Origin of the sequence: Bacillus carboniphilus (genome assembly GCF_039522365.1) — a bacterium.
In the GTDB taxonomy this organism is placed as follows: domain Bacteria; phylum Bacillota; class Bacilli; order Bacillales; family JC228; genus Bacillus_BF; species Bacillus_BF carboniphilus.
The window spans coordinates 1-19681 of record NZ_BAAADJ010000047.1; the positions used below are offsets into that span (position 1 = coordinate 1).

Genomic DNA, 19681 nt, shown 5'->3' on the forward strand with positions numbered 1-19681 from the left:
CCAAATACAGTATAGAGGAAGGTTATTTGGCATGTTCAATTTTAGTATATCACGTTGTTTTTAATCTTTTTATTGAAAAATGTTGACAAACTATTAGCTGGTTTAGTTGAATAAGAAAAGCCACCTAAATTAGCAGCTGTTCCTTAACCAAGCTACTTATAGTTAAATACCAATTTTTCTAACAACATAAGTTATAGCATTTGTTTTCAATAAAACATCTTTTTCATCTCGTACAATTTTATATTCCAACGGTTTAACCAGTTTGTTTAATAGTTCCCAACCTTCGTATATTCTATCTAATTTATTTATCATATCTTCTGTTTTAATATTGATCTCCATCATAACATCTAATTTTTGGTTGGATTTTATATCAATTTCTTCTACTTCTGAATTAACAATAATACAGTTTATTCCCTCATCTTTTGTTCCTAATGCCATTTGTCTAATTACACTTTCAAAAATATCTTCTGATTCAACGTGTTCTAAAGTCGATACAGCAACAATAAAGTCATATTCATTTTTTTTAATATCGTAATGTCCTATATCTGCTTTTTGAGGTTTTATTACTTCTTTTACTTCATACTCTTCGCTATATAGTTTTAATTTATCTAATGCTGAATCTAATAAATCCACACAAACAACTTGTCCATTTTTTTCTTTTATCTCTTGGGCAATTGGGATACTATTTCTTCCTACTCCCGAACCTAAATCCAAAACCCGAATATTTTCTTTATTATTAAATAAAGGCAGTAAATCCATTACTGTTTTAACTGGTTTGTATAACCAAGAACCTTCTTCAAATAACTTGTAGTTCTCGTAACAAAAATCGTGATACTTTTTTTCTTCTTTACGAATTAAATCAACTCTACTCAATCGTTTATCCCCCTAAAAAAATTATATTTAGTTTCATATTCTCTAATAAATACTTAATACCTTCTTCAACTAAACTGATCCGTTTGTTAAATAAGGGATCTGACAAGTAAGATGGTTAATCCTTTTTTGATAAGCGTTATAAGAAAGACTCAATATTCCGACTTTTCATACAGAAAAAATTTTGTTTCCTTTATTGTCAGGTTGCATTTCTGTTATTTTTATTTCTATAACAGCTCCCGCTCGAATGGAAATATAACGGTCCTCTAGTTCTAAAATAATGTCAGTTAAGTATTGATTGCTTCCATCAATAAATCCATAAACATTAACTTTTTTAATTTTATTGTGGTTAAGAGAAAAACTGGAGCTTTTTATAACATGACTTTGATAAGGAGTATTTACTGATTCATATTGAAGTGGTTCTGGAGTATTTTGTTCACTTACTATCAGTATATCATCACCCGACTTAGTTTCTCTCCAACCAAACTTCCAGTACGTTGTTTTGTGTAATTCTGGATTTCTAATCGCTAATATTGGCTTAGAAGAAGTAAAACTTAGTTCATTATCGTAACGGAATACATTTATTTGATTTGCATAAATCCCACTTAAAGTACATTCCTGTATTGAGCTAATGCTATCCCATTCTTTTTTCAAGTAGTTCCCCTTCCTTCTTCTGTTAGATTTAAACTATTCTGCTCCGTTAGTGAAAAATACTGTTACTTCGGAGGTTCTGTTTCTGTAAGCACTAATTGCTCCCCAGTATAAGCGTCAAAATGGATTATAATTTTATTTCCAAAAGGATATACTCCTTGCACTTTCCAGGCAGTTCTTTTTTCAGCCTCATGAGGAATCTCATAATTCTCAACTATTTCTGTTTGCCATTTTACGTTTGGACTGGGTTCTAATCTTTTAGCCTCTTTTAAAACCTCTTCTTTGGTTACATACAGGGGTTCGGATTTTTCTTCTGCTTGTGTACATCGCCTCAAAATGCACTCTTTTGATGAGCGTTCAAATGTTCCCCCTGTATCTAGTAACACCTTTTCTTGAAACACTTCATTATCGTACCTATACTCGGAAACTATTAATTGGGTTCCACTCTCATTCACTATTATTATGCGTTTTTCAGGGGTATGACTTATCCAAAAACTTAGAGTCCCAATGACATCATAATTATAAAGCTGATATGTCCTTTCACCATCTTTAACTACTAATTGCCAGAAGTGAAGGTCTTCCCACCATATTGCTTCACCCGTTTCTTCATCAAAAGGTGAGGGAGTGATATACAACAAGATTTCTTCTTCTATACCATCACCAGTAACGTCACTCACCATTGATTCAATTAGAGATGCACTTTCATGTATAACAATTTCACTTGGTTCAATCACATCGGCTGTAAATACATGACCATCTTTACTTGTTTTCTCACTTTCCACCTTGCTTCTATTTTCATTTTCGCTCTTGATAATTTCGGACTTTGGGTCTTTTTCAATAACGAGTTCTTCACATCCAGAAAGTAACAATAAAATAAATGCAATTAATAGTTTTCTCATATAACCCCCTCCCTTCAAAATCATTTTATTCATTTTCTTAATAACAAATAATAGTATTCATTATTCAAGCAACCTGACCAATCAGTAAAAATTATCCAGTTTGTTCTTAACTTCTATGTAAATGGACATAATCCTCTAATAAATTCATTTTTGGAGGAACGAACATGTTATTATTAGAAATTTGGGAGGCATATGAATCGGATAAGAGAATAGAAGGTTTTTCCCCGCAAACTTTAAAGGCATATAGACTTCAAGCAAATCTACTTATTCGTCATTTTAGTGATGTAGAAATTGGATCCCTAAATACTGAACAATTAAAAGAATATCTAGCCCAATCAAGTCAGCAATTAAAACCCTCTAGCCTAGCACACAGAATTCGGTTCATTAAGTCTTTATTCCGCTGGTCACATGAAGAAGGACACATCCATAAAAATTCAGCAGCTAAACTAAAAGAACCTAAAGTTGGCAAACGGATTCCTAAGTTCTTAACTGAAGGAGAAATCGAACATTTGCGTGAAGCTTGCTTTACCACAATGGAGAAAGCTTTATTTGAATTCATGTTTTCAACGGGCTGTCGTATCGGGGAAATCGTTTCCCTCGAAAAGAATAGCATCAACTGGTCTAATCGATCTGCAATTGTTCTTGGTAAAGGAGATAAAGAAAGGGAAGTTTACTTTAATATCCGTTGTGAAATCTGGCTAAAACGCTATTTAGAAAGCAGAAACGATAAAGACCCTGCCATTTTTGTGACAGAACGCTATCCACATAGGATGAGTGTTGCACAAATGAGATACATCATCAAACGTATTTCTAATCGGGCTGGAATCAATAAAGAAATCCATCCGCACCAACTAAGACACAGCTATGCTACACACTTATTAAACAATGGAGCTCCACTTGAGGTCATTCAAAGTTTAATGGGGCATGAAAAGAGTGAGACCACTCGAATCTATGCTCAACTAAGTGGTCGGCTTAGGAAAGAGTTTTATCAAAAATACTTTTGACAGAATAAGAGCAATGTCATTTGACGTTGCTCCTTTAACTCTCACTAGGCGTTAGTTTCGACAAAATAAACTTCATTCTTTCTTCAAATTCTTTTGCAAGATTTTCGTTTTCCTTCTCTAACTCAGGTATGCCTTCATTGCTAACCATTTTGTAGGCAATATCTTGCCACATTTTCAAGTTCCATTCTAAATATCCGTCTTGTTCAGTTTCTAAATTGAAATAATTCACATAGTGCAGAACGGTATTGGCAATCATAATATCGCCCGTTTTTTTATCAACCAATCCACTTCTATACTCGGAATCTTCTTCCCATTTTTTCGCCACATCATTGATAAATGATTCTAAAGAATTATATTCTGGCTTTTCAACTTGATAGTATTCAATCGCATAAATAGGTTTTCCATAATGTTCACCTATCGGTTTTGCATAAAGTTTATTGTGAATTACTTGTAATTGTTCTTTGAACTCTTTCGCAAGGGAGACGTTTTTCAAACTAGTCTTTTCAGATCTATTATTGTTTTTTATTTTAATCGCAGTTTCTTGCAATTTGCTTACTTCATCTGTTAAGCCCTTTTTAGTAATTTCATTATTAAAGTGATCAATATAAGCAATAATAGAAAGTGTATTTATATCTTCCCATTGTTCTTCTGGAAGGTTCAGATATTTTAAAGTGTCACTGATGAATGCGTCAAACGAATCAAATTCTGGTTTTGATATTTGTTCTGGAGGAGTCTCTGTTATTACTTCTGTTTCCGTCCCTGGTTCATTTTTTATATTGTCATTGTATATATTTGGAACAATCAAAATAAATAATAGAGCAGCAACAAGAACGGAGGAGAAATAATAAGTAAAAGGAATACGTTTTTTTTCTTTTTTTGTCAAAGAACTCATTATCCTTTCCTTTTCACTCTGCGAGATCGTGACATCATGAAGGATTGTTTTATTTAATGTGTCTTTCACCGATTTCAGTTTCTCTTCCACTCATTTCCACCCCTTTCCAAAGCTTCCCTTAACCTTATTCTTGCCCGATGTAATCTTGTCTTAATTGTATTGGTTTTTAAATCCAAGATATTGCTTATTTCTTCTATACTAAGATCTTGATAATAATAGAGAATAATCACTTCTCGAAACTTTACAGGCAACGCAAGGATTTCTTTAGCTAAAAGTACATCTTCAATTTTTGAGATAGTTTGAATTTCTGGCGTTTCAGCCTCAGCTATATTTAAGTCCATTTTTTCTTTGTACACGATGTTACGAAAACTCCATCTTTTTAATGTGTCTTTGCATTTATTAACGGTAATTTTAATTAACCATGTTTTATAGCTACTTTCTTCTCTGAATTGCTCAATATGGTTGTAGCAAGAAATAAATACTTCTTGTATTATGTCTTCAGTAAGGGCATGGTCTTTTAGATAGAGATAGGCAATCCTTTTTAATTCAGTCCCATACTGAGTCAGCAATGATTCAATTTTTGAAATTTTTCCCTTCTCAGTATTTTCTATATCCCTTTTCATTTCCTTCCCCCTTCTTCCCTTATAGACGACGCTTTGTTAGATCAGGTTCCCGAAAATTTATTTCTTGTTGTAAAAAAATAAAGGGCGTTAATCCTAGTGAATTAACTGCCCATTTGACTTATGATTACCTTCAATATTATTTATTCTCTATGTAACTGTAAAACCTTCTCGAATCAATATTCTCTTCAACAATACTGCTCGTTAGTAAAATGTTTTTACTCAAGTTTTAAAATCCAGCAGGACCATCACCACTATTCCAATCACTACCTTCTTTCCCTTTTCTTATACTAGGATCAATTCTTTTTGTATCCTTATCATTTCTTCTTTTCTTCCTTCTAAAATCTATTAGAAATGCTAATAATAAAACTCCAATAACTGTAATCACAAACCACCACAAAGTCGATTCCCCCTTAATAATTGCTCCGTTGACATTTGTTTTATTAACAATATTTTAACATAATATTCCAATTTTGAGCCTCATATTCTAAAAAAAGCAACAAAAATAGCGTCAATCCTTTAATTTGATCAACGCTACCCTTAGGCAGATTTTTAGTTTTTAGTTCTACACTGTTTAAGACTTTCTTTTTCAGGGATACCTCTTTCTACTGTCACTTCATTGATTTCTACCCCCTTTTCTGGAGTATCAGTTAATGTGAAATGAATTATATCGTAGGGAATGTCACCATGATGAGCTGCAAAGTTTAGCGCACTTGCATACACAACATGTCTACGAGTATTACCTTTTATTCTTTCGATTTTATCTATTCTTGGACACATGACGAAATCTGAGTATGTTTGGTCAAGGTAGGTATAGTACCGAAAGTATAAAGTTTCTTCGAGCAATTCATTTTTGGGAACTCCATTCCATCCTATCAAGAGTAATCCAACAAGCACTATGACTATTTTTTTCATAAACTATTACCACCTCAGGACTATTCTTCCGAAATGATAATTCCCTTATTCCATTAAATGCCTCATTAGTTAAAAAAGTGATCCTTTGCTATGAAGCATCGACTCTTTAGTAGAATAACTTAAACGAAAGGAAAACGTTAATCTTTTTAAATTAAGGTTTTCCTTTTGTATAATTCAATACCATCCCGATTTACTAGTTCCATCATTATAAATAATTTTCACTTCTGGATCATAATTAACAGGGGTTTCTGAAAAGCTATACCATATCCGACCTTTACTAGTGTTTATAATTGTTGCATCGGTTATATCTTGCTCATTATATTTAATCCTTAATGCCTCTATTGAGTCATCGTAAATTACACCGAATGTGAGGGAAACTAGGTCTTCTTCTGATTCTATTTCCTTAGGATGTAAGTTACTAAACATTTTGGTTAATATTCTATTTTCAACGTTGAAATGTTTACTTCCTGCTCCAAAACCCCACCGAAATCCTAAAGGGGTCTTTTCAATTAACCCTACTGATAACACATCGTCCTTACCATAAAAGATAATAGTATGACCTTTATAAACGGTGGTGTGAAAAATTTCATCAATGGGGATATTTGCCTCGCTTATCGCTACATCAATGGTCTTATAATTTGCTTTATAAAATGTAAATATTGCAATGGTAGCCAACAAAATTATAAATGAAATAGATAATATTATTTTCCGTTTCATATTCCACCTCCATATACTTTGCAGCCAATTTCTACTTTATGTGGTGTCTGTTAGGTATTTGAATACTAAACCGTTAGTACCCGTACGTGATATATAATTTATTCGGGAGCATTGTATTCTACCCATTCATCATTTATCAATACCTCAATGATTTTTCCTTTTCCAGAAATAAACTCAATTATATTGTCTTTATCTTTGTACCTTGTTATTGGAAGCTCAACCTTGATAGATTTGATATTTGGATGTTCCTTTAGGAAATGTAAAGTCTCATTTGTTTTTTCGTAACCATCTCTTACTTCTTCAGCCACCAAAGAATATTTTGTAGAAGACTCTAACTGTTGTGCTAATTTCATTTGTTGAAATGCATTTAAATATAATTCATCAAAGGATACAGCTTTTGCCTCAATAGCAACCTCTTTGTTATTATCAAATGAAGCTTTAAATAGATAAGATTGTATGGAATGAAAAAATACAAAACCAATGACTAATAGAAACACGAAAATCATAAAAAAATATCTTTTCTTCACAAGAAAACCTCACCCTTTTTAATGAAATTTTGTTTATTTATAAGAGCGAAAGTATTCATTGATCACTTCCCTTATTGAATAATACGAATATTCAGACATATAGTTTCACTAATATTCCTTATTAAACAATTCTGCCCCGTTACTTCAATAAAAAGGTGCGACTTCCTTCTTGAAGGAGCGCACCCTATTTTTAAAAGTCTTGTCCAACGATAATTTTCCAGTCCTCTTCTTGTTTTTGAATTGGAAATGTAAGTTCATTCAATTTCCCATCAGAAACAATTTCAACCGTAGCCTTAAATTCAATTTCACTTACTTGTTTAACCTCTACTATTTTAGTATCAGTAATTTCCTCTTCAATATTTTTATACTGTTTCTTTTGTTCCTCTTTATCAGGAAATCTTAAATCGTCAGTGTATTTTACCATTGCTGATATGTCCTTTGACTCTAAAGCCTCTAAATAATTATTTACTACTCCCGTAACTTTTTCTTCGTTAGTTAGACTTGCTTCAGAAGAACAACCAGTTAAAATTATTAACATTAAAGTTATTGAAGCTATTATCTTTCTAATTCTAAACATCTCCCTTATAAACTATATCTTTCATATGTTAAATTGTACCATAATCTTCTTCAATTAAACTGACCCGTTACTTAAATATGAGCTATAGATCCCATTATTGATTATGACTATTGCCCCAATCTCAATTAGATGGTTAATTGATCACAATAATATTGATATTGTAGATTGGCAATATGTTCGTTATCTATTAAGTGGTTCATTACAATTTACTAAATGCAACCTTATGTCTATGGGAATCTTTTTTTTCTAACTAAACTCAATTCAACTCGATTCCCAGCATCCACAAATACATATTCTTTTTCAGGTTCTTGTCTAAATGTGACTACAGCAAAGGTAGGTCCATCTGCAGTATTTGCATAAATTGATTTAATTTGATAATCTTTGAGCTTTTCTGTCTCGTCAATATAGGTTCTTACCTCATGTTTCATTTGATTATGAGCAAACCATTTCACATCAAATATTTGAAACAGACTAAACAATATAACAAAATACATAAGTGTCAGTTTCAAAAGTTTCTGCATTCTATCTTTTCCTTCGGAAACTCTCCGAATATCAAGGATAGATGAGGCAATGGTTCCAAAAACTAAAATGTAGTAGCTAATTTGTATAATAAGTACCTTGTTTAAAAAAAAGACAAAGAAAAAAACTAAAACTACATTGATACCCGATTTTAATATCATGTTGTGAATAAAACGATGACTTAAGAATCCTAACCCAAATAATAGGATGCAGTAACCAAATCCAACTAATCCTTTGGTCATATCCGTTGTATTGTCCAACATCATATTAAACAAAATCAAAAATAGGAGTAGCCACAGAACAACCCCAATAAATTTTTGAATGTTCCCCTTCATCTCTTCCTCCCTCATCACGAATGTTTATTTAACTAGAATTACCAAATTGAAACTCACATCTTATGAGAAAATTTAGTATTCCGACTAATTTTCCTAAGCTTTTTTCCTGTCCTTTCTTAAAATAAAACAAAGGTAAGAGACTATAACTTCTCTTAAAGATCTTAAATCACAATAAAAAATCACCTAGTTACTAGAAAAAAACCCATTTCAGTAATATAATGATCACAAAAATTTACGTTTCACGTTTTGAGATTATGAATCCAATAACAATTCCAATCGTACATACAGCAAAGTAGAATGGAAAAGCTAATCTATGCAATGACATTCTGTATGGTCCGACATGTTCAAATACATAATACATGAAGGCTATTCCAACTAAATAGAAAGAAAATGAAATCATGAATGCTTTATTAAACTTCATGTGATAAAACCTGGCAATAATGATTGTAGGTATGAGTGTACTGAATAATATTATAAATTGACCTATTTCATCAGTTAGGTCTATTGCAATTAAATAATATATAAAGCCACTAAATACAACAGCGATAAAATATGGGTAAAATTGAAGTAATTTCACATTGTCCCCCTTTTCAAAAAAATCCTCATTAATAAAATATTATTAAATTTATTTGTGCCTTTAGTTAATCAAAGAGGTAATTTCTATTAAAAATCAAAGAGCATACTATCCCATATTATAATCAATTAAGAAACCCGTGATGATCAACAAAACACCAAAAAGGAAATTCCCCTTTTTTTCTGGTATTTCGGTTTTCACAAGTAAAAACAGTATAATTCCTAACGTGCCTATACATACTCTTAACAGCCTTATAATGGTGTTCAGAAAGGAAAATTACCACTCTACGGAAGAACGTTCATGTGTTACACCTGTGTCAACCAAATCATCCTTTTGAAACACACCTTCGTTATATTTAAGCTCTGACACTGTTAATTGAGTGCCACTTTCATCTACTAAAATAATTCGTTTCTCAGGATCCTGACTAATCCAAAAACTTAATATTCCACTAGAATTGTTGTTGAAAAGCGGATAAGTTCTTTCACCTTCTTTAACTACTAATTGCCATAAGTGAAGGTCTTCCCACCAAATGGCTTCACCTGTTTCTTCATCAAAAGGTGATGGGGAGATATACAACAAGACTTCCTCCTCCTTACCATCTCCAGTAATATCACTCATAACGGAATCAAGTAAGTATGCACTTTCATGAAGGATAAGTTCGGTCGGTTCAATAACGATTTCAGTAACTGGAACATCTTTCTCTGTATTTGCTTCTAGTAGTTCTTTGTCCGAATTTGATTTTAAATCGGCTTCTTCTGAACAACCAAATAATATAAAACATAACGAAATGACTAAAACGAATTTTTCCATTATATCCTCCTTTTTTCAACGAGATGTTCAAACAAGATCTTAACTAAACAGCTGCAAAATTGGTTTTATCTATTGTTATAAAGAATATTATTTATTCCTCCACACCGAGAATGAATGGAAGGTATCTTTATCATTGGAATAACTTCTAAACATCAATGCACCATTATGATTTTCGTTAAAATAGCCTAATGTATAACTCGATACAGTCTGACTTTCTTCGAAAAAAATGGGTTCCCCTAATGCGGCTTTTATTTCATCTCCGCTTATATCTTCCAACGGTACAAAATATCCCGCTACTTCAATATATGGTTTTTTGTCATACTGAAAGCCAACATTAAAGCCACATAAACACTCTTCATACATAAGAATGTAACTTCCTTGAGATTCCAGCTTCCAATTAGGTAATCCCATATAATTTTTCATCAACGTCTGAGCGGATATATCTAAAGGCACATCAACATTAGGAATGTTTACCTGATTAAGGGTAATTTCCTTAAAATTTGTTTTTTGTAATAACGAATTGTTAGTGCTTACGTCTAACTCGTTAAATTGTTCTAACGATAATAAATGGCTTTCTTCTAGCTCCATGTCATAAGTAAAAAAATCACTTAATAGGATAGTAGCTATTTCTTGACTGATTTCATAAAGGTTATCATCACCTTCGCGCTGAAATGCTCCTTCGAACACTATGCCTTCATCAGTTCTTCTACCGTCAATCCATACATAATAGTTCTCAACCGAAGCATTATCATACCGAATAGAATATAAGGTAGGTTTGTAGTTGGGGCTGATGGTTATGTTTGATGGCTTTTGTTCACTTTTAAAATATTTACTCACTTTTGTAAGTTTATCCTGGGTAATATCATCAACGGTGAATACGTTTGTTCCCACTAAGTTCTCTTCCACTATTTTTTCAACCAAAGGAGGCTCAGATGTCTTTTGCCATTCTTTTATTAGACTGTTCATGTTCGGAATTACGAGTATAAACAGTAAAACTACTAATAGAGATATGGCAGCATAATATTTTTGCGGGGAAAATTTTCTCGGGGAAGAATTTTTTAACTTTTCAAAGGTCATCATTTTATCTTTATGAGATCTATTTGATTTGTTCATTTCTTTCAACTGGCTATCTAAATCATCTTTATAGTTGTGGTCCAATGTCCTCACCTCCATGTAAGTTCTTACGCAATTCTGCTCTCAATGCATTCATAGCTCGAAAAGTAATGGTTTTAACTCTACTTGTTGAACAACCAAGTGCTTCTGCTGTGGCAGAAATCGATAGTTCCTGAATCTTTCTAAGAATAATAACCTCTTGATACTGAACTTTTAGTTTTTTTATGATTTTATATAATTCCAGTATTTCTTCGTTCTTCTCAAGAATTATTTCTGGTGTATTAGCGTCAACTTCCCTGTCAGAGGTGAACGAAATAAATTGTACAATTTTTTTTCTTCTCCAGTGATCATAAACAACATTACGTGCGATTGTAATGATCCACGAATAATAACTTGAATCACCTCTAAAATCACCTAATGCCCTCTGGACTTTAATAAAGACATCATGAGTTAAATCTTCTGCCAATACTTCATTTCCAACCATAAGTAATATATAATGATGAACCTTGTCACTAAAATCTAGATATAGCTCTTCCCAAGTCACAACAACACCTCACTTTCCTTTCCATAGACGATTAACGTTATCAGAAGTTTCGCTTTTCTGAATTTTTATATTAGTATCTGATTAGGTAATTCCCACTGAATTTTTCAACAAAAAAACAACAGTATCTTTGATTTGAATTTACACAGCTGCTCGTTGTGGTTTTGTACATCGATTTTAACATAATATTCCAATTTATTTTCCTTATATTCTGAAAATAATGGTAAATAAAAAAGACCGTCACCATGACGACCTTTTCCTACAACTTCTTATTCAACAATACTGCTTCTTTACTTCAATAACTTCAAAAATAAGCTTGAGCTCTCTAATTAGGTAACGCAACAGTAACGTGAATAAATTTATATTCCATTTAAGAATGATTGCTTGTATCTATTTAACGCTTCATCTTCATATTCTAGATTTTGTAATAACATCTCCCAAAAAGCTCTTAATTCAGAGTAATCCATTTCAGCCAACTGTAAGGAATGTAGATTTTTATCTAGATACTTCATATCTGATAACCATATATCTAGTAATTTTAATTTATTTTCATCCGACACATCCACTTTATTTATTAGTTCTCCTAAGTCATTTGATGATGGAATATGACTGTAAATACTAAATAGACCTGCTAGCTCTCTATATCTATCATCATTTGGCTCAGCAGCTTCAAGCATATGAGTGGATAACTGTAAACTCCAAAACATCGCAGTTAGATATTCCGCTTTTTCCCTTTCAGAAACATCGTTATATTTTCTTTGTAGAGTTTCTCCAAATTCATATGAATAGCTAACTCCATTTTTAATTTTTTCAAAAAGGGCTATTCTTGACTTGTCCTTACTATCGTTAAGTTGTTGAAACAGATACAAATTCAAAATGATTGATAATATGAGTCCTAGTAATAATAGATTTTTTCTCTTATTTTTCAAATTTTCCCCTCCAACTTTTTCCCATTATTTCACTTATTATAGTAAACAAACTTTTAGCAAAATAGGAGCTTTGCATCGATATCTCATAGTCAGTTCAACTAGGGTTTGGGCTTATTTATTTCAAATGAGTTTATTAATTTTTTGCAAAACCAACTACTGATAATATTAAACCTATATATACAACTAAGTATTCAACACCCTCTAAATATGTATCTGTATCAATCACAAAAATGCCTCCAAATATTAGGAAACTTAGTCCTAATAACATAAATTTTGTTCCTGAGATTTTGCTTTTTCTTACCATCAAAAAAACTATTATAGATGATAATATAAGAATAGGTGTTACAACCAAAACACCTATCATTTTCATCCCCCCTTGGGCATCTGATTAAATTATCCCCTTTTTAACTATGGTGTTGTTTATTCATTAGCTAAGTTAATAAGATTTTAACATAATATTCCAATTGCTGCCCTTATATTCTGAAAGGAATGAAAAATAAAAAAAAGCCGTCTTTTTGACGACTTACCAGTATTAGTTCTTCTTCAACAAGTCGAGTAGAAGAGAACCTCTCCACCTCTCGGTAGATTGTATTCTCCCCCCTCACAGAACCGTGCTTGCGCTACTCACGCACACGGCTCCTCCAAGTTTTCATTCACAAAATGTAGCTTACCTCTTTTCTTAAATCGTATATATTAACCTTCACTCTTGCGTAAGGTAATGGATGTTTAGTAAGAAAGAGTCTGAATTTATCCCAAGTAAATGATTTCCTTTGACTTCTTCTGTTGAGCCATTTAAATAGTATGAATCCGATTTTGTCTCTAAATTTGTTTACACTTGGAGTATTATCGGTGATGCAATAATAGTTGTAATATCCAGTGAGTGAGCGTTTAAATCTATCCATAATCATATGGATATCTTGATTTCTATTATTCTTCAGCCATTCTTTCGTTTCTTTTAGCTTGCTTTGGATTTTCTTCCTACTTGTTTTGCGCTTCACCCGAAAGTTTCCTTGTTTGCTTTTCCCACAATAGTGAGTAAAGCCAAGGAAATCAAAGGTTGCTGGCTTCTTGTTTCCCTTCTGTTTTGCATCTTTTTCGGCATACCGCCCAAAGGGAATTATTTTGGTTTTATCCTCAGCTATTTCCAGGTTAAATTTCTTTAATCTAGATTTTAATGATTGAAAGAATTGCTGAGCCTCGCTCTTAGATTGAAAACAACAAACAAAATCATCTGCATACCTTACCATGTATGCTTGGCCCTTACACTGTTTCCTGACCCTATTTTCAAACCATAAGTCAAGGACATAATGAAGATATACATTGGCTAATATCGGTGATATTACTCCACCTTGCGGTGTACCTTTGTCTGTCTTGTACTTCTTACCTTCCTCCATATATCCACCTTTAAGAAACCTACCAATTATTCTAAGTAGGCTAGGGTCAGCAATACGCAGTTTTAGAAACTCCATCATCCATTGGTGGTCAACGTTGTCAAAGAATCCTTTGATATCTACATCTACTACATAATTTACTGATTTCTTTTCAATGTAATAGTTCAGTATTTTCAATGCATCATGGCAATTAAGATTGGGACGGAATCCAAAGGAGCAATCTAGAAAATCATTTTCATAGATGGTATTAAGTATTTTAGTAATGCCTTTTTGAACAATCTTATCTTCATGTTCTGGTATTCCCAATGGTCTTTTCTTGTTTGAATTAAGCTTTGGGATATACATTCTCTTTACAGGAACAGGACGATAGCTCCTGCTTTTCAGCCTATTTACTAAATCCGCTATGTTTTCTTTTAGATTTTCACTGTATTCTTCTTTAGTTGTTCCATTAACCCCAGTTGCCTTCTTATTAGGTAATTCAAGATGACATTGATCTAGTGCTTGCTCATTTAATAGATGCGCAAGAGATGTAAATTTCATTTTAGGATCAGCTTTCGCTAATTCTGCTATCCTTAGTAGTTTTGTTTCCATTTATTGTTCCTACCTCTGTGTGTAGTAAATGTGTCCCTAGCAAGGGTGATAACTGGTAGCTAGCCTTCCCTCCATCGGCATTACACAACTTCACTGGTACTACGCTGCTATCCGACTCCCTACCAAGCTTTTGGCTTCCTCACTTATTATCGTTTGTACACCATACTCTTCTAAAAAAAAATGAAAAGACCGGTAGGGTCTCCCGAGTTGCCGTATCATATCAATGTGTAACGTGCCAAGGTCTCTGACTCCAGAGAAGTTTCATCCTTCTTGCCAAAACGAAAGATAAAATGTAGCTTTCTGTCACAGATAAAACATCAGCCCTCTCGAGTTACTAACATTATGGAGCTCAATCCCTTCAACCACTTGGCTTTCGGCCCGCTACCTAACTGTCTACGCTTAAAGACTAAAGTTACCTTTAGCCCTCCAAGACTCGCTACGAGCGAATGGCTAGTTCTTACTCGACGGGAATCCCACCCGTTATATGATACGACCTAGGCTCGGCCGCACATCTGTTCCGTTAGTTCAGTAACTTCTACAAAAAAACATCATCAATCCTCTATTAGAGAGACGCACTCTTTAATTTGAAGTTTAATATTTCACGAACTAAGTTTTACATTACTTATTGGGTTCTAATTCTTTCAATGCTAAGCCCTCTCCTGTTTTAGCGTCAAAAATTATTACCGTCCTGTTGCCTGCTGGATATATAGCTTCTACTACCCATACAGTTCTTCTCTCGGTGGTATTGTTTCTTGTTCGAATCTCTTTATCTTTAACAATTTCTGCTTTCCACTCCACAACATGTGGACTGGTTTCTATTTCCTTAGCCTGCTCTAAAACTACATCTTTGCTTACATATTCATCGTTTTCTACTTTTGCCGTACAACCTGTCAGAACCATAACTGAAACAGTAACTGCTGTGAAAAGTAATCTAATCATTCCTAGATTTTCACCCCTAACTTTATTTTGATATTATTCTATTCAAGCAAATAATCTTAATAAAATCATCTTGCCATATTCAAGTAAACTGTCCCGTTAGCACAATTGATTCCTCTTATTTAATACACTGTGTGATAAATATCGAATAGATTTTCCATGTTGTTTTGCATATTCAATTTCTTTTCTGGTACTTTCTCCTATGTATCCATTTACGTCTATAACAAAGATTTCATCAGACATATTTATTTTTTCAAAATGTATTTTCTCGAATAACTCAGCTTGTTCTTTTGTGATTTCAATGCCTTCACTTTGTTCAAAAAATCCAAGGCTTATGACAATGTTTCCCTGTAATGTAAGGTAAGCATTTGCTTTTTCAAATTGTTCTTTAAACTTAGTAGAACCACATAGAGTAATAACTTTCATTCAAAACAACCTACTTCCATTTGACGAATAAATATAAACGTTATTAGTTCCACTTACAAGATCACTTTGTTCATTAACTGATCAAATTTTTCCATTCATTTTCTAGCATTGCATATAACTTACTGTCTCTCCATTCTCCCTTTATCATTGAATCTTTCTTAAAGTATCCCTCTAGTCTGAATCCAGCTCCAATTAAAGCATTACTTGATCCATGATTCTCGGAGTCAACTTTTGCAATTATTCTATGTAAATTAAATTCATTAAAGCCAAAAGCTAATAAACTTTTAATTGTTTCAGTGGCAAAGCCCCTTCCCCAATAGTCAGGAAGGAAGTAATAACCTATTTCAGCGTCTGTTTTGTTATCTTTAACAACTAGAAAACATTCTCCTATTAGTTCTTCTTTAAAGATAACCCCAAATACAAACACTTTACGATCTATCATATTTTGAAACTCGATTTGTTTTTCGAGCATTTTTTTAGTCTCTAAATAACTAACTGGACCCCAAATGACAAGTTTAAAAATGCAATCATTAGACCTGATTTTAAATAAACCGTCTAAATCCTTAGCTTCGAGCTCTCTGATCAACAATCTCTCTGTCAATATCGGTTTAATCTTCAACAGTAATCCCACCTATTCCCCACAGTTCTCACATAAACATGAACCAATCAAATCATTAACAATAATTTTAACACAATATTCCAAATATTTACTCTGACATTTAGTAAAAGCAACAAAATGAAAAAAGATCGTCACCATTGACGACCTTTATGCAGAAGTCTTATTAAACTCTACTGATCCTTTAGTAAAAATTATCCAGTTAGTTCTTAACTTCTATGTAAATGGACATAATTCCTCTAATAAATCCATTTTAGGAGGAAGAAAATGTTATTATCAGAAATCTGGGAGGCATATGAATCGGATAAGAGAATAGAAGGTTTTTCCCCGCAAACTTTAAAGGCATATAAACTCCAAGCAACTCTTCTTATTCGCCATTTTAGTGATGTGGAAATTGGATCCCTAAATACTGAACAATTAAAAGAATATCTAGCTCAATCAAGTCAGCAATTAAAACCCTCTAGCCTTGCACACAGAATTCGGTTCATTAAGTCCTTATTTCGCTGGACACACGAAGAAGGACACATCCCAAAGAATCCAGCAGCTAAGCTGAAAGAACCTAAAGTTGGTAAACGTATCCCTAAATTCTTAACAGAACGAGAAATCGAACATTTGCGTGAAGCTTGTTTTACCACGATGGAGAAAGCTTTATTCGAATTCATGTTTTCAACTGGATGTCGGATCGGGGAAATTGTTTCTCTTGAAAAGAACAGTATCAATTGGTCTAATCGATCTGCAATTGTTCTAGGTAAAGGAGATAAGGAAAGGGAAGTTTACTTTAATATACGTTGTGAAATCTGGCTAAAACGCTATTTAGAAAGCAGAAACGATAAAGACCCTGCCATTTTTGTGACAGAACGCTATCCACATAGAATGAGTGTTGCACAAATGAGATACATCATCAAACGTATTTCTAATCGGGCTGGAATCAATAAAGAGATTCATCCTCACCAACTGAGACACAGCTATGCTACTCACTTATTAAACAATGGAGCTCCACTTGAGGTCATTCAAAGTTTAATGGGGCATGAAAAGAGTGAGACCACTCGGATCTATGCTCAACTAAGTGGTCGGCTTAGGAAAGAGTTTTATCAAAAATACTTTTAGACTAAAAAGAGCAATGTCATTAACTCTTTTTTTGACGTTGCTCCTTATCTCGTACCCGACTAGTTGATGAATAACTGTTTAGTATCTACCAATAATCCATTATTACCTCCCAATTACCATCGGCATTTTTTATTAGTACAAATGTTACTTCACTGTCATAAGTGTTCTTATTTTTACCCTTTTTATATATCTCACACTCAACTATAATTTCCTTTTTATTTTCCGATTGGTTTTTTATTTCTTTGACCTTATAATTTATAAGACTAAAAGAGCTTGCCTTAAATTCCTGCTTAATGTCTTTTACCCAATTTGATCTACTTTGGAAATCCTCTTCTGCCAAGGAATCCATATTTAAATAAAGTGAAGCTTCTTCATAATTTTCTGATTTCATTGCATTCAAAAATGAATTGATTGTGTCTTCTGGTGTTGAATTATTCAATGTTTTTGAACATCCACATAATAGTAATATAAAGAATATTAACTGAAAAATTCTTTTTCTCATCTAAGCCCCCTAATATTAGTACAATTTATTTCTTCTGATTCACTAAACTGCACCTTCGTAAAAACTCATTACCTTCACTACTGTTAACCCCAATCTAAAAAAATTTACTCATATTGAAACCAAATAAATATTTCTGAAACTCGGTCATCAACGAATTCAAACGACATACCTGTTTTACCACCTAGAGAAATAAAATTATCATATTCTTCTTGTATAAACTTTCCATAAACACTTTTAACTTCTTCCTTAGATGAACCTATCGTAATCCCTTTTGATGTAGTAAAAAATGAATCCTTAATTATTATTGCTCTTATCACCTTTATCTCATTTACTTCCCGAAAAATTAAAGTAATATCATTATATGTTAAAGTAATATCAATTCCCTCGTATGCCGTAGTCTCTGTGACCTCAGTTGGCTCTCCTAATAATTCCTTGACCTTTGTAATAGTTAATGTCTCATAAGATACTACGTCTGAAGCAACAAATAACTTTTCTTTAAATACATTGAATACATGTATAGCTTCATTTTGAATACTTAATTGATCTACCTCATGTTCTAATAATCGGTTTCTTTCTGTAACTTGATCAAGGTTGTTTGACATTTCAACTATCTCTGCGTTCTTTTTTTCTAGTTCATTCTTAAGGTTTGATATCTGTATAATTAACTTTTTAATATCTTCAGTTAAAAATTCATCTTCCTCGCAACCTACTAAAACAAAACTAACTATTATTATGACTATTAACCTCATAAATAATGTCATTCAACCCCCGCCTCCCTTATTTCGTTATAATTTCAAAATTCCTAGGATTCACCCTGTACTAGATAATAAAATATTAATATAATATTCCAACCGTATGTCTCTGTATTCATAAAACAATGAAAAAGAAAAGAACGCCACTGACGTTCTCATAATCATTCTTCTTCAACATTCCTGCTTTGTTAGCTTAATAACTACTCCAACATAGAAAGCGTCAATCATTTATGAATCAACACCGTTCAAAGCAAAAAGTAATCACGATTAAAATTTCATTGGTGGCATCATAAAATGTATAAACATCTGATAAATCCCAATGAAAAGAATTAGGGTTAGCCAGGAGCTTATAGTATCTTTTTTACGAAGAAGAAAATAACAATAAACAACGGATAGAATACCACGTATTATTGCATCTGTTAATACAAGAGGTAGGACGAACAAGAAGTCTGGTATTGACGGTGTAAAGATTTCAGTAAATGCATTGAAAACCCCAGATGGAATTATATGAACCCAATTTAGTGCTTTCATTTCAAATCTGAATTGAGAAACTTGAAACCATACTAGATATAGACCCAGTGATAGAAATAAAGATAATAAGAAGCCTTTCCAAAAAAAATTCTTCAATTTTGTTTCTTCCCCTTTCTTCTTCAACATACCTGCTCGTTAATAAAAAAATTTAAGTGATTATCTATATCAGTTCAATGTGGTTCAAAAAAATCCTTTCTATATTCCACATCGTCAGTATTCGATAAAGACAAATGTATTTTGCAATAAAAAAGCGCAGAAAAATGCAATAAAAAATGCAGAGTGTTGCCACCCAATTAAAATCTATTTAATGGGATTTTGATAAAGCGTTAGTAAGTC

Annotated in this window: 26 protein-coding genes; 2 read left to right on the top strand and 24 right to left on the bottom strand. The window is 32.7% G+C overall.

Annotation, left to right across the window (positions count from 1 at the left end; translation table 11 throughout):
- Positions 1–162 precede the first annotated feature (162 nt).
- The 3 genes from ABDZ91_RS14545 to ABDZ91_RS14555 all read right to left on the bottom strand — a co-directional run bounded on the left by ABDZ91_RS14545 (position 163) and on the right by ABDZ91_RS14555 (position 2420).
- On the bottom strand, positions 163–873 hold the full coding sequence (locus ABDZ91_RS14545; RefSeq protein WP_343800163.1) for a class I SAM-dependent methyltransferase: 711 nt from the start codon (positions 871–873) through the stop codon (positions 163–165).
- Positions 874–1038: 165 nt separating this feature from the next.
- On the bottom strand, positions 1039–1524 hold the full coding sequence (locus ABDZ91_RS14550; RefSeq protein WP_343800164.1) for a hypothetical protein: 486 nt from the start codon (positions 1522–1524) through the stop codon (positions 1039–1041).
- 62 nt (positions 1525–1586) lie between these two features.
- Positions 1587–2420: a hypothetical protein gene (locus ABDZ91_RS14555; RefSeq protein ID WP_343800165.1), complete on the bottom strand. Its 834-nt coding sequence runs from the start codon at positions 2418–2420 to the stop codon at positions 1587–1589.
- Positions 2421–2584: 164 nt separating this feature from the next.
- On the opposite strand from ABDZ91_RS14555, the gene ABDZ91_RS14560 reads away from it, so the two are divergent.
- On the top strand, positions 2585–3424 hold the full coding sequence (locus ABDZ91_RS14560; protein ID WP_343800167.1) for a tyrosine-type recombinase/integrase: 840 nt from the start codon (positions 2585–2587) through the stop codon (positions 3422–3424).
- Between the two features lie 34 nt (positions 3425–3458).
- On the opposite strand, the gene ABDZ91_RS14565 is transcribed toward ABDZ91_RS14560, so the two are convergent.
- From ABDZ91_RS14565 to ABDZ91_RS14650, 18 genes are all read right to left on the bottom strand, one after another.
- Positions 3459–4406 carry a hypothetical protein gene (locus ABDZ91_RS14565; protein ID WP_343800168.1) on the bottom strand — a complete coding sequence of 316 codons (948 nt, stop codon included), beginning with the start codon at positions 4404–4406 and terminating at the stop codon, positions 3459–3461.
- Positions 4391–4939 carry a sigma-70 family RNA polymerase sigma factor gene (locus tag ABDZ91_RS14570; protein ID WP_343800170.1) on the bottom strand — a complete coding sequence of 183 codons (549 nt, stop codon included), beginning with the start codon at positions 4937–4939 and terminating at the stop codon, positions 4391–4393. Before ABDZ91_RS14570 ends, ABDZ91_RS14565 begins: the two co-directional genes overlap by 16 nt.
- Before the next feature lie 226 nt (positions 4940–5165).
- A complete protein-coding gene (locus ABDZ91_RS14575) occupies positions 5166–5336 on the bottom strand; it encodes a hypothetical protein (protein ID WP_343800171.1) in 171 nt (56 codons plus the stop codon).
- 152 nt (positions 5337–5488) lie between these two features.
- Positions 5489–5851, bottom strand: coding sequence for a hypothetical protein (locus ABDZ91_RS14580; protein WP_343800173.1), 363 nt, complete (start codon positions 5849–5851; stop codon positions 5489–5491).
- Positions 5852–6025: 174 nt separating this feature from the next.
- Entirely contained in the window at positions 6026–6568 is a 543-nt protein-coding gene (locus ABDZ91_RS14585; protein WP_343800175.1) for a hypothetical protein, read from the bottom strand.
- Positions 6569–6666: 98 nt separating this feature from the next.
- Positions 6667–7095: a hypothetical protein gene (locus tag ABDZ91_RS14590; RefSeq protein WP_343800177.1), complete on the bottom strand. Its 429-nt coding sequence runs from the start codon at positions 7093–7095 to the stop codon at positions 6667–6669.
- Between the two features lie 190 nt (positions 7096–7285).
- Positions 7286–7672, bottom strand: a complete 387-nt coding sequence (locus ABDZ91_RS14595) for a hypothetical protein (RefSeq protein WP_343800179.1) — start codon at positions 7670–7672, stop codon at positions 7286–7288.
- A gap of 227 nt (positions 7673–7899) precedes the next feature.
- Entirely contained in the window at positions 7900–8526 is a 627-nt protein-coding gene (locus ABDZ91_RS14600; protein WP_343800181.1) for a hypothetical protein, read from the bottom strand.
- A gap of 232 nt (positions 8527–8758) precedes the next feature.
- On the bottom strand, positions 8759–9103 hold the full coding sequence (locus ABDZ91_RS14605) for a hypothetical protein (RefSeq protein ID WP_343800183.1): 345 nt from the start codon (positions 9101–9103) through the stop codon (positions 8759–8761).
- Positions 9104–9376: 273 nt separating this feature from the next.
- Complete coding sequence (locus tag ABDZ91_RS14610) at positions 9377–9910, bottom strand: hypothetical protein (RefSeq protein ID WP_343800185.1); 534 nt, start codon at positions 9908–9910, stop codon at positions 9377–9379.
- Between the two features lie 87 nt (positions 9911–9997).
- Entirely contained in the window at positions 9998–11068 is a 1071-nt protein-coding gene (locus ABDZ91_RS14615) for a hypothetical protein (protein WP_343800187.1), read from the bottom strand.
- Positions 11052–11567 carry an RNA polymerase sigma factor gene (locus ABDZ91_RS14620; protein WP_343800189.1) on the bottom strand — a complete coding sequence of 172 codons (516 nt, stop codon included), beginning with the start codon at positions 11565–11567 and terminating at the stop codon, positions 11052–11054. Before ABDZ91_RS14620 ends, ABDZ91_RS14615 begins: the two co-directional genes overlap by 17 nt.
- A gap of 356 nt (positions 11568–11923) precedes the next feature.
- Positions 11924–12493, bottom strand: a complete 570-nt coding sequence (locus ABDZ91_RS14625) for a hypothetical protein (protein WP_343800191.1) — start codon at positions 12491–12493, stop codon at positions 11924–11926.
- Between the two features lie 133 nt (positions 12494–12626).
- A complete protein-coding gene (locus ABDZ91_RS14630) occupies positions 12627–12857 on the bottom strand; it encodes a hypothetical protein (RefSeq protein ID WP_343800193.1) in 231 nt (76 codons plus the stop codon).
- 289 nt (positions 12858–13146) lie between these two features.
- The gene (gene ltrA, locus ABDZ91_RS14635; protein ID WP_343800195.1) at positions 13147–14475 is read right to left on the bottom strand and encodes a group II intron reverse transcriptase/maturase; all 1329 of its coding nucleotides are present in this window, start codon (positions 14473–14475) and stop codon (positions 13147–13149) included.
- 618 nt (positions 14476–15093) lie between these two features.
- On the bottom strand, positions 15094–15414 hold the full coding sequence (locus tag ABDZ91_RS14640) for a hypothetical protein (protein ID WP_343800197.1): 321 nt from the start codon (positions 15412–15414) through the stop codon (positions 15094–15096).
- A 96-nt stretch (positions 15415–15510) separates the two neighbouring features.
- Positions 15511–15837: a hypothetical protein gene (locus ABDZ91_RS14645; RefSeq protein ID WP_343800199.1), complete on the bottom strand. Its 327-nt coding sequence runs from the start codon at positions 15835–15837 to the stop codon at positions 15511–15513.
- Between the two features lie 73 nt (positions 15838–15910).
- Positions 15911–16456, bottom strand: a complete 546-nt coding sequence (locus ABDZ91_RS14650) for a GNAT family N-acetyltransferase (RefSeq protein ID WP_343800201.1) — start codon at positions 16454–16456, stop codon at positions 15911–15913.
- Between the two features lie 264 nt (positions 16457–16720).
- On the opposite strand from ABDZ91_RS14650, the gene ABDZ91_RS14655 reads away from it, so the two are divergent.
- Positions 16721–17560, top strand: a complete 840-nt coding sequence (locus ABDZ91_RS14655; RefSeq protein ID WP_343800202.1) for a tyrosine-type recombinase/integrase — start codon at positions 16721–16723, stop codon at positions 17558–17560.
- 85 nt (positions 17561–17645) lie between these two features.
- Here the strand turns inward: ABDZ91_RS14655 and ABDZ91_RS14660 are convergent, their stop codons facing one another.
- The 3 genes from ABDZ91_RS14660 to ABDZ91_RS14670 all read right to left on the bottom strand — a co-directional run bounded on the left by ABDZ91_RS14660 (position 17646) and on the right by ABDZ91_RS14670 (position 19441).
- Positions 17646–18062, bottom strand: a complete 417-nt coding sequence (locus ABDZ91_RS14660) for a nuclear transport factor 2 family protein (RefSeq protein ID WP_343800204.1) — start codon at positions 18060–18062, stop codon at positions 17646–17648.
- A gap of 104 nt (positions 18063–18166) precedes the next feature.
- A complete protein-coding gene (locus ABDZ91_RS14665; protein WP_343800205.1) occupies positions 18167–18823 on the bottom strand; it encodes a hypothetical protein in 657 nt (218 codons plus the stop codon).
- A gap of 258 nt (positions 18824–19081) precedes the next feature.
- Positions 19082–19441 carry a hypothetical protein gene (locus ABDZ91_RS14670; RefSeq protein ID WP_343800207.1) on the bottom strand — a complete coding sequence of 120 codons (360 nt, stop codon included), beginning with the start codon at positions 19439–19441 and terminating at the stop codon, positions 19082–19084.
- Between the last annotated feature and the right edge of the window lie 240 nt (positions 19442–19681).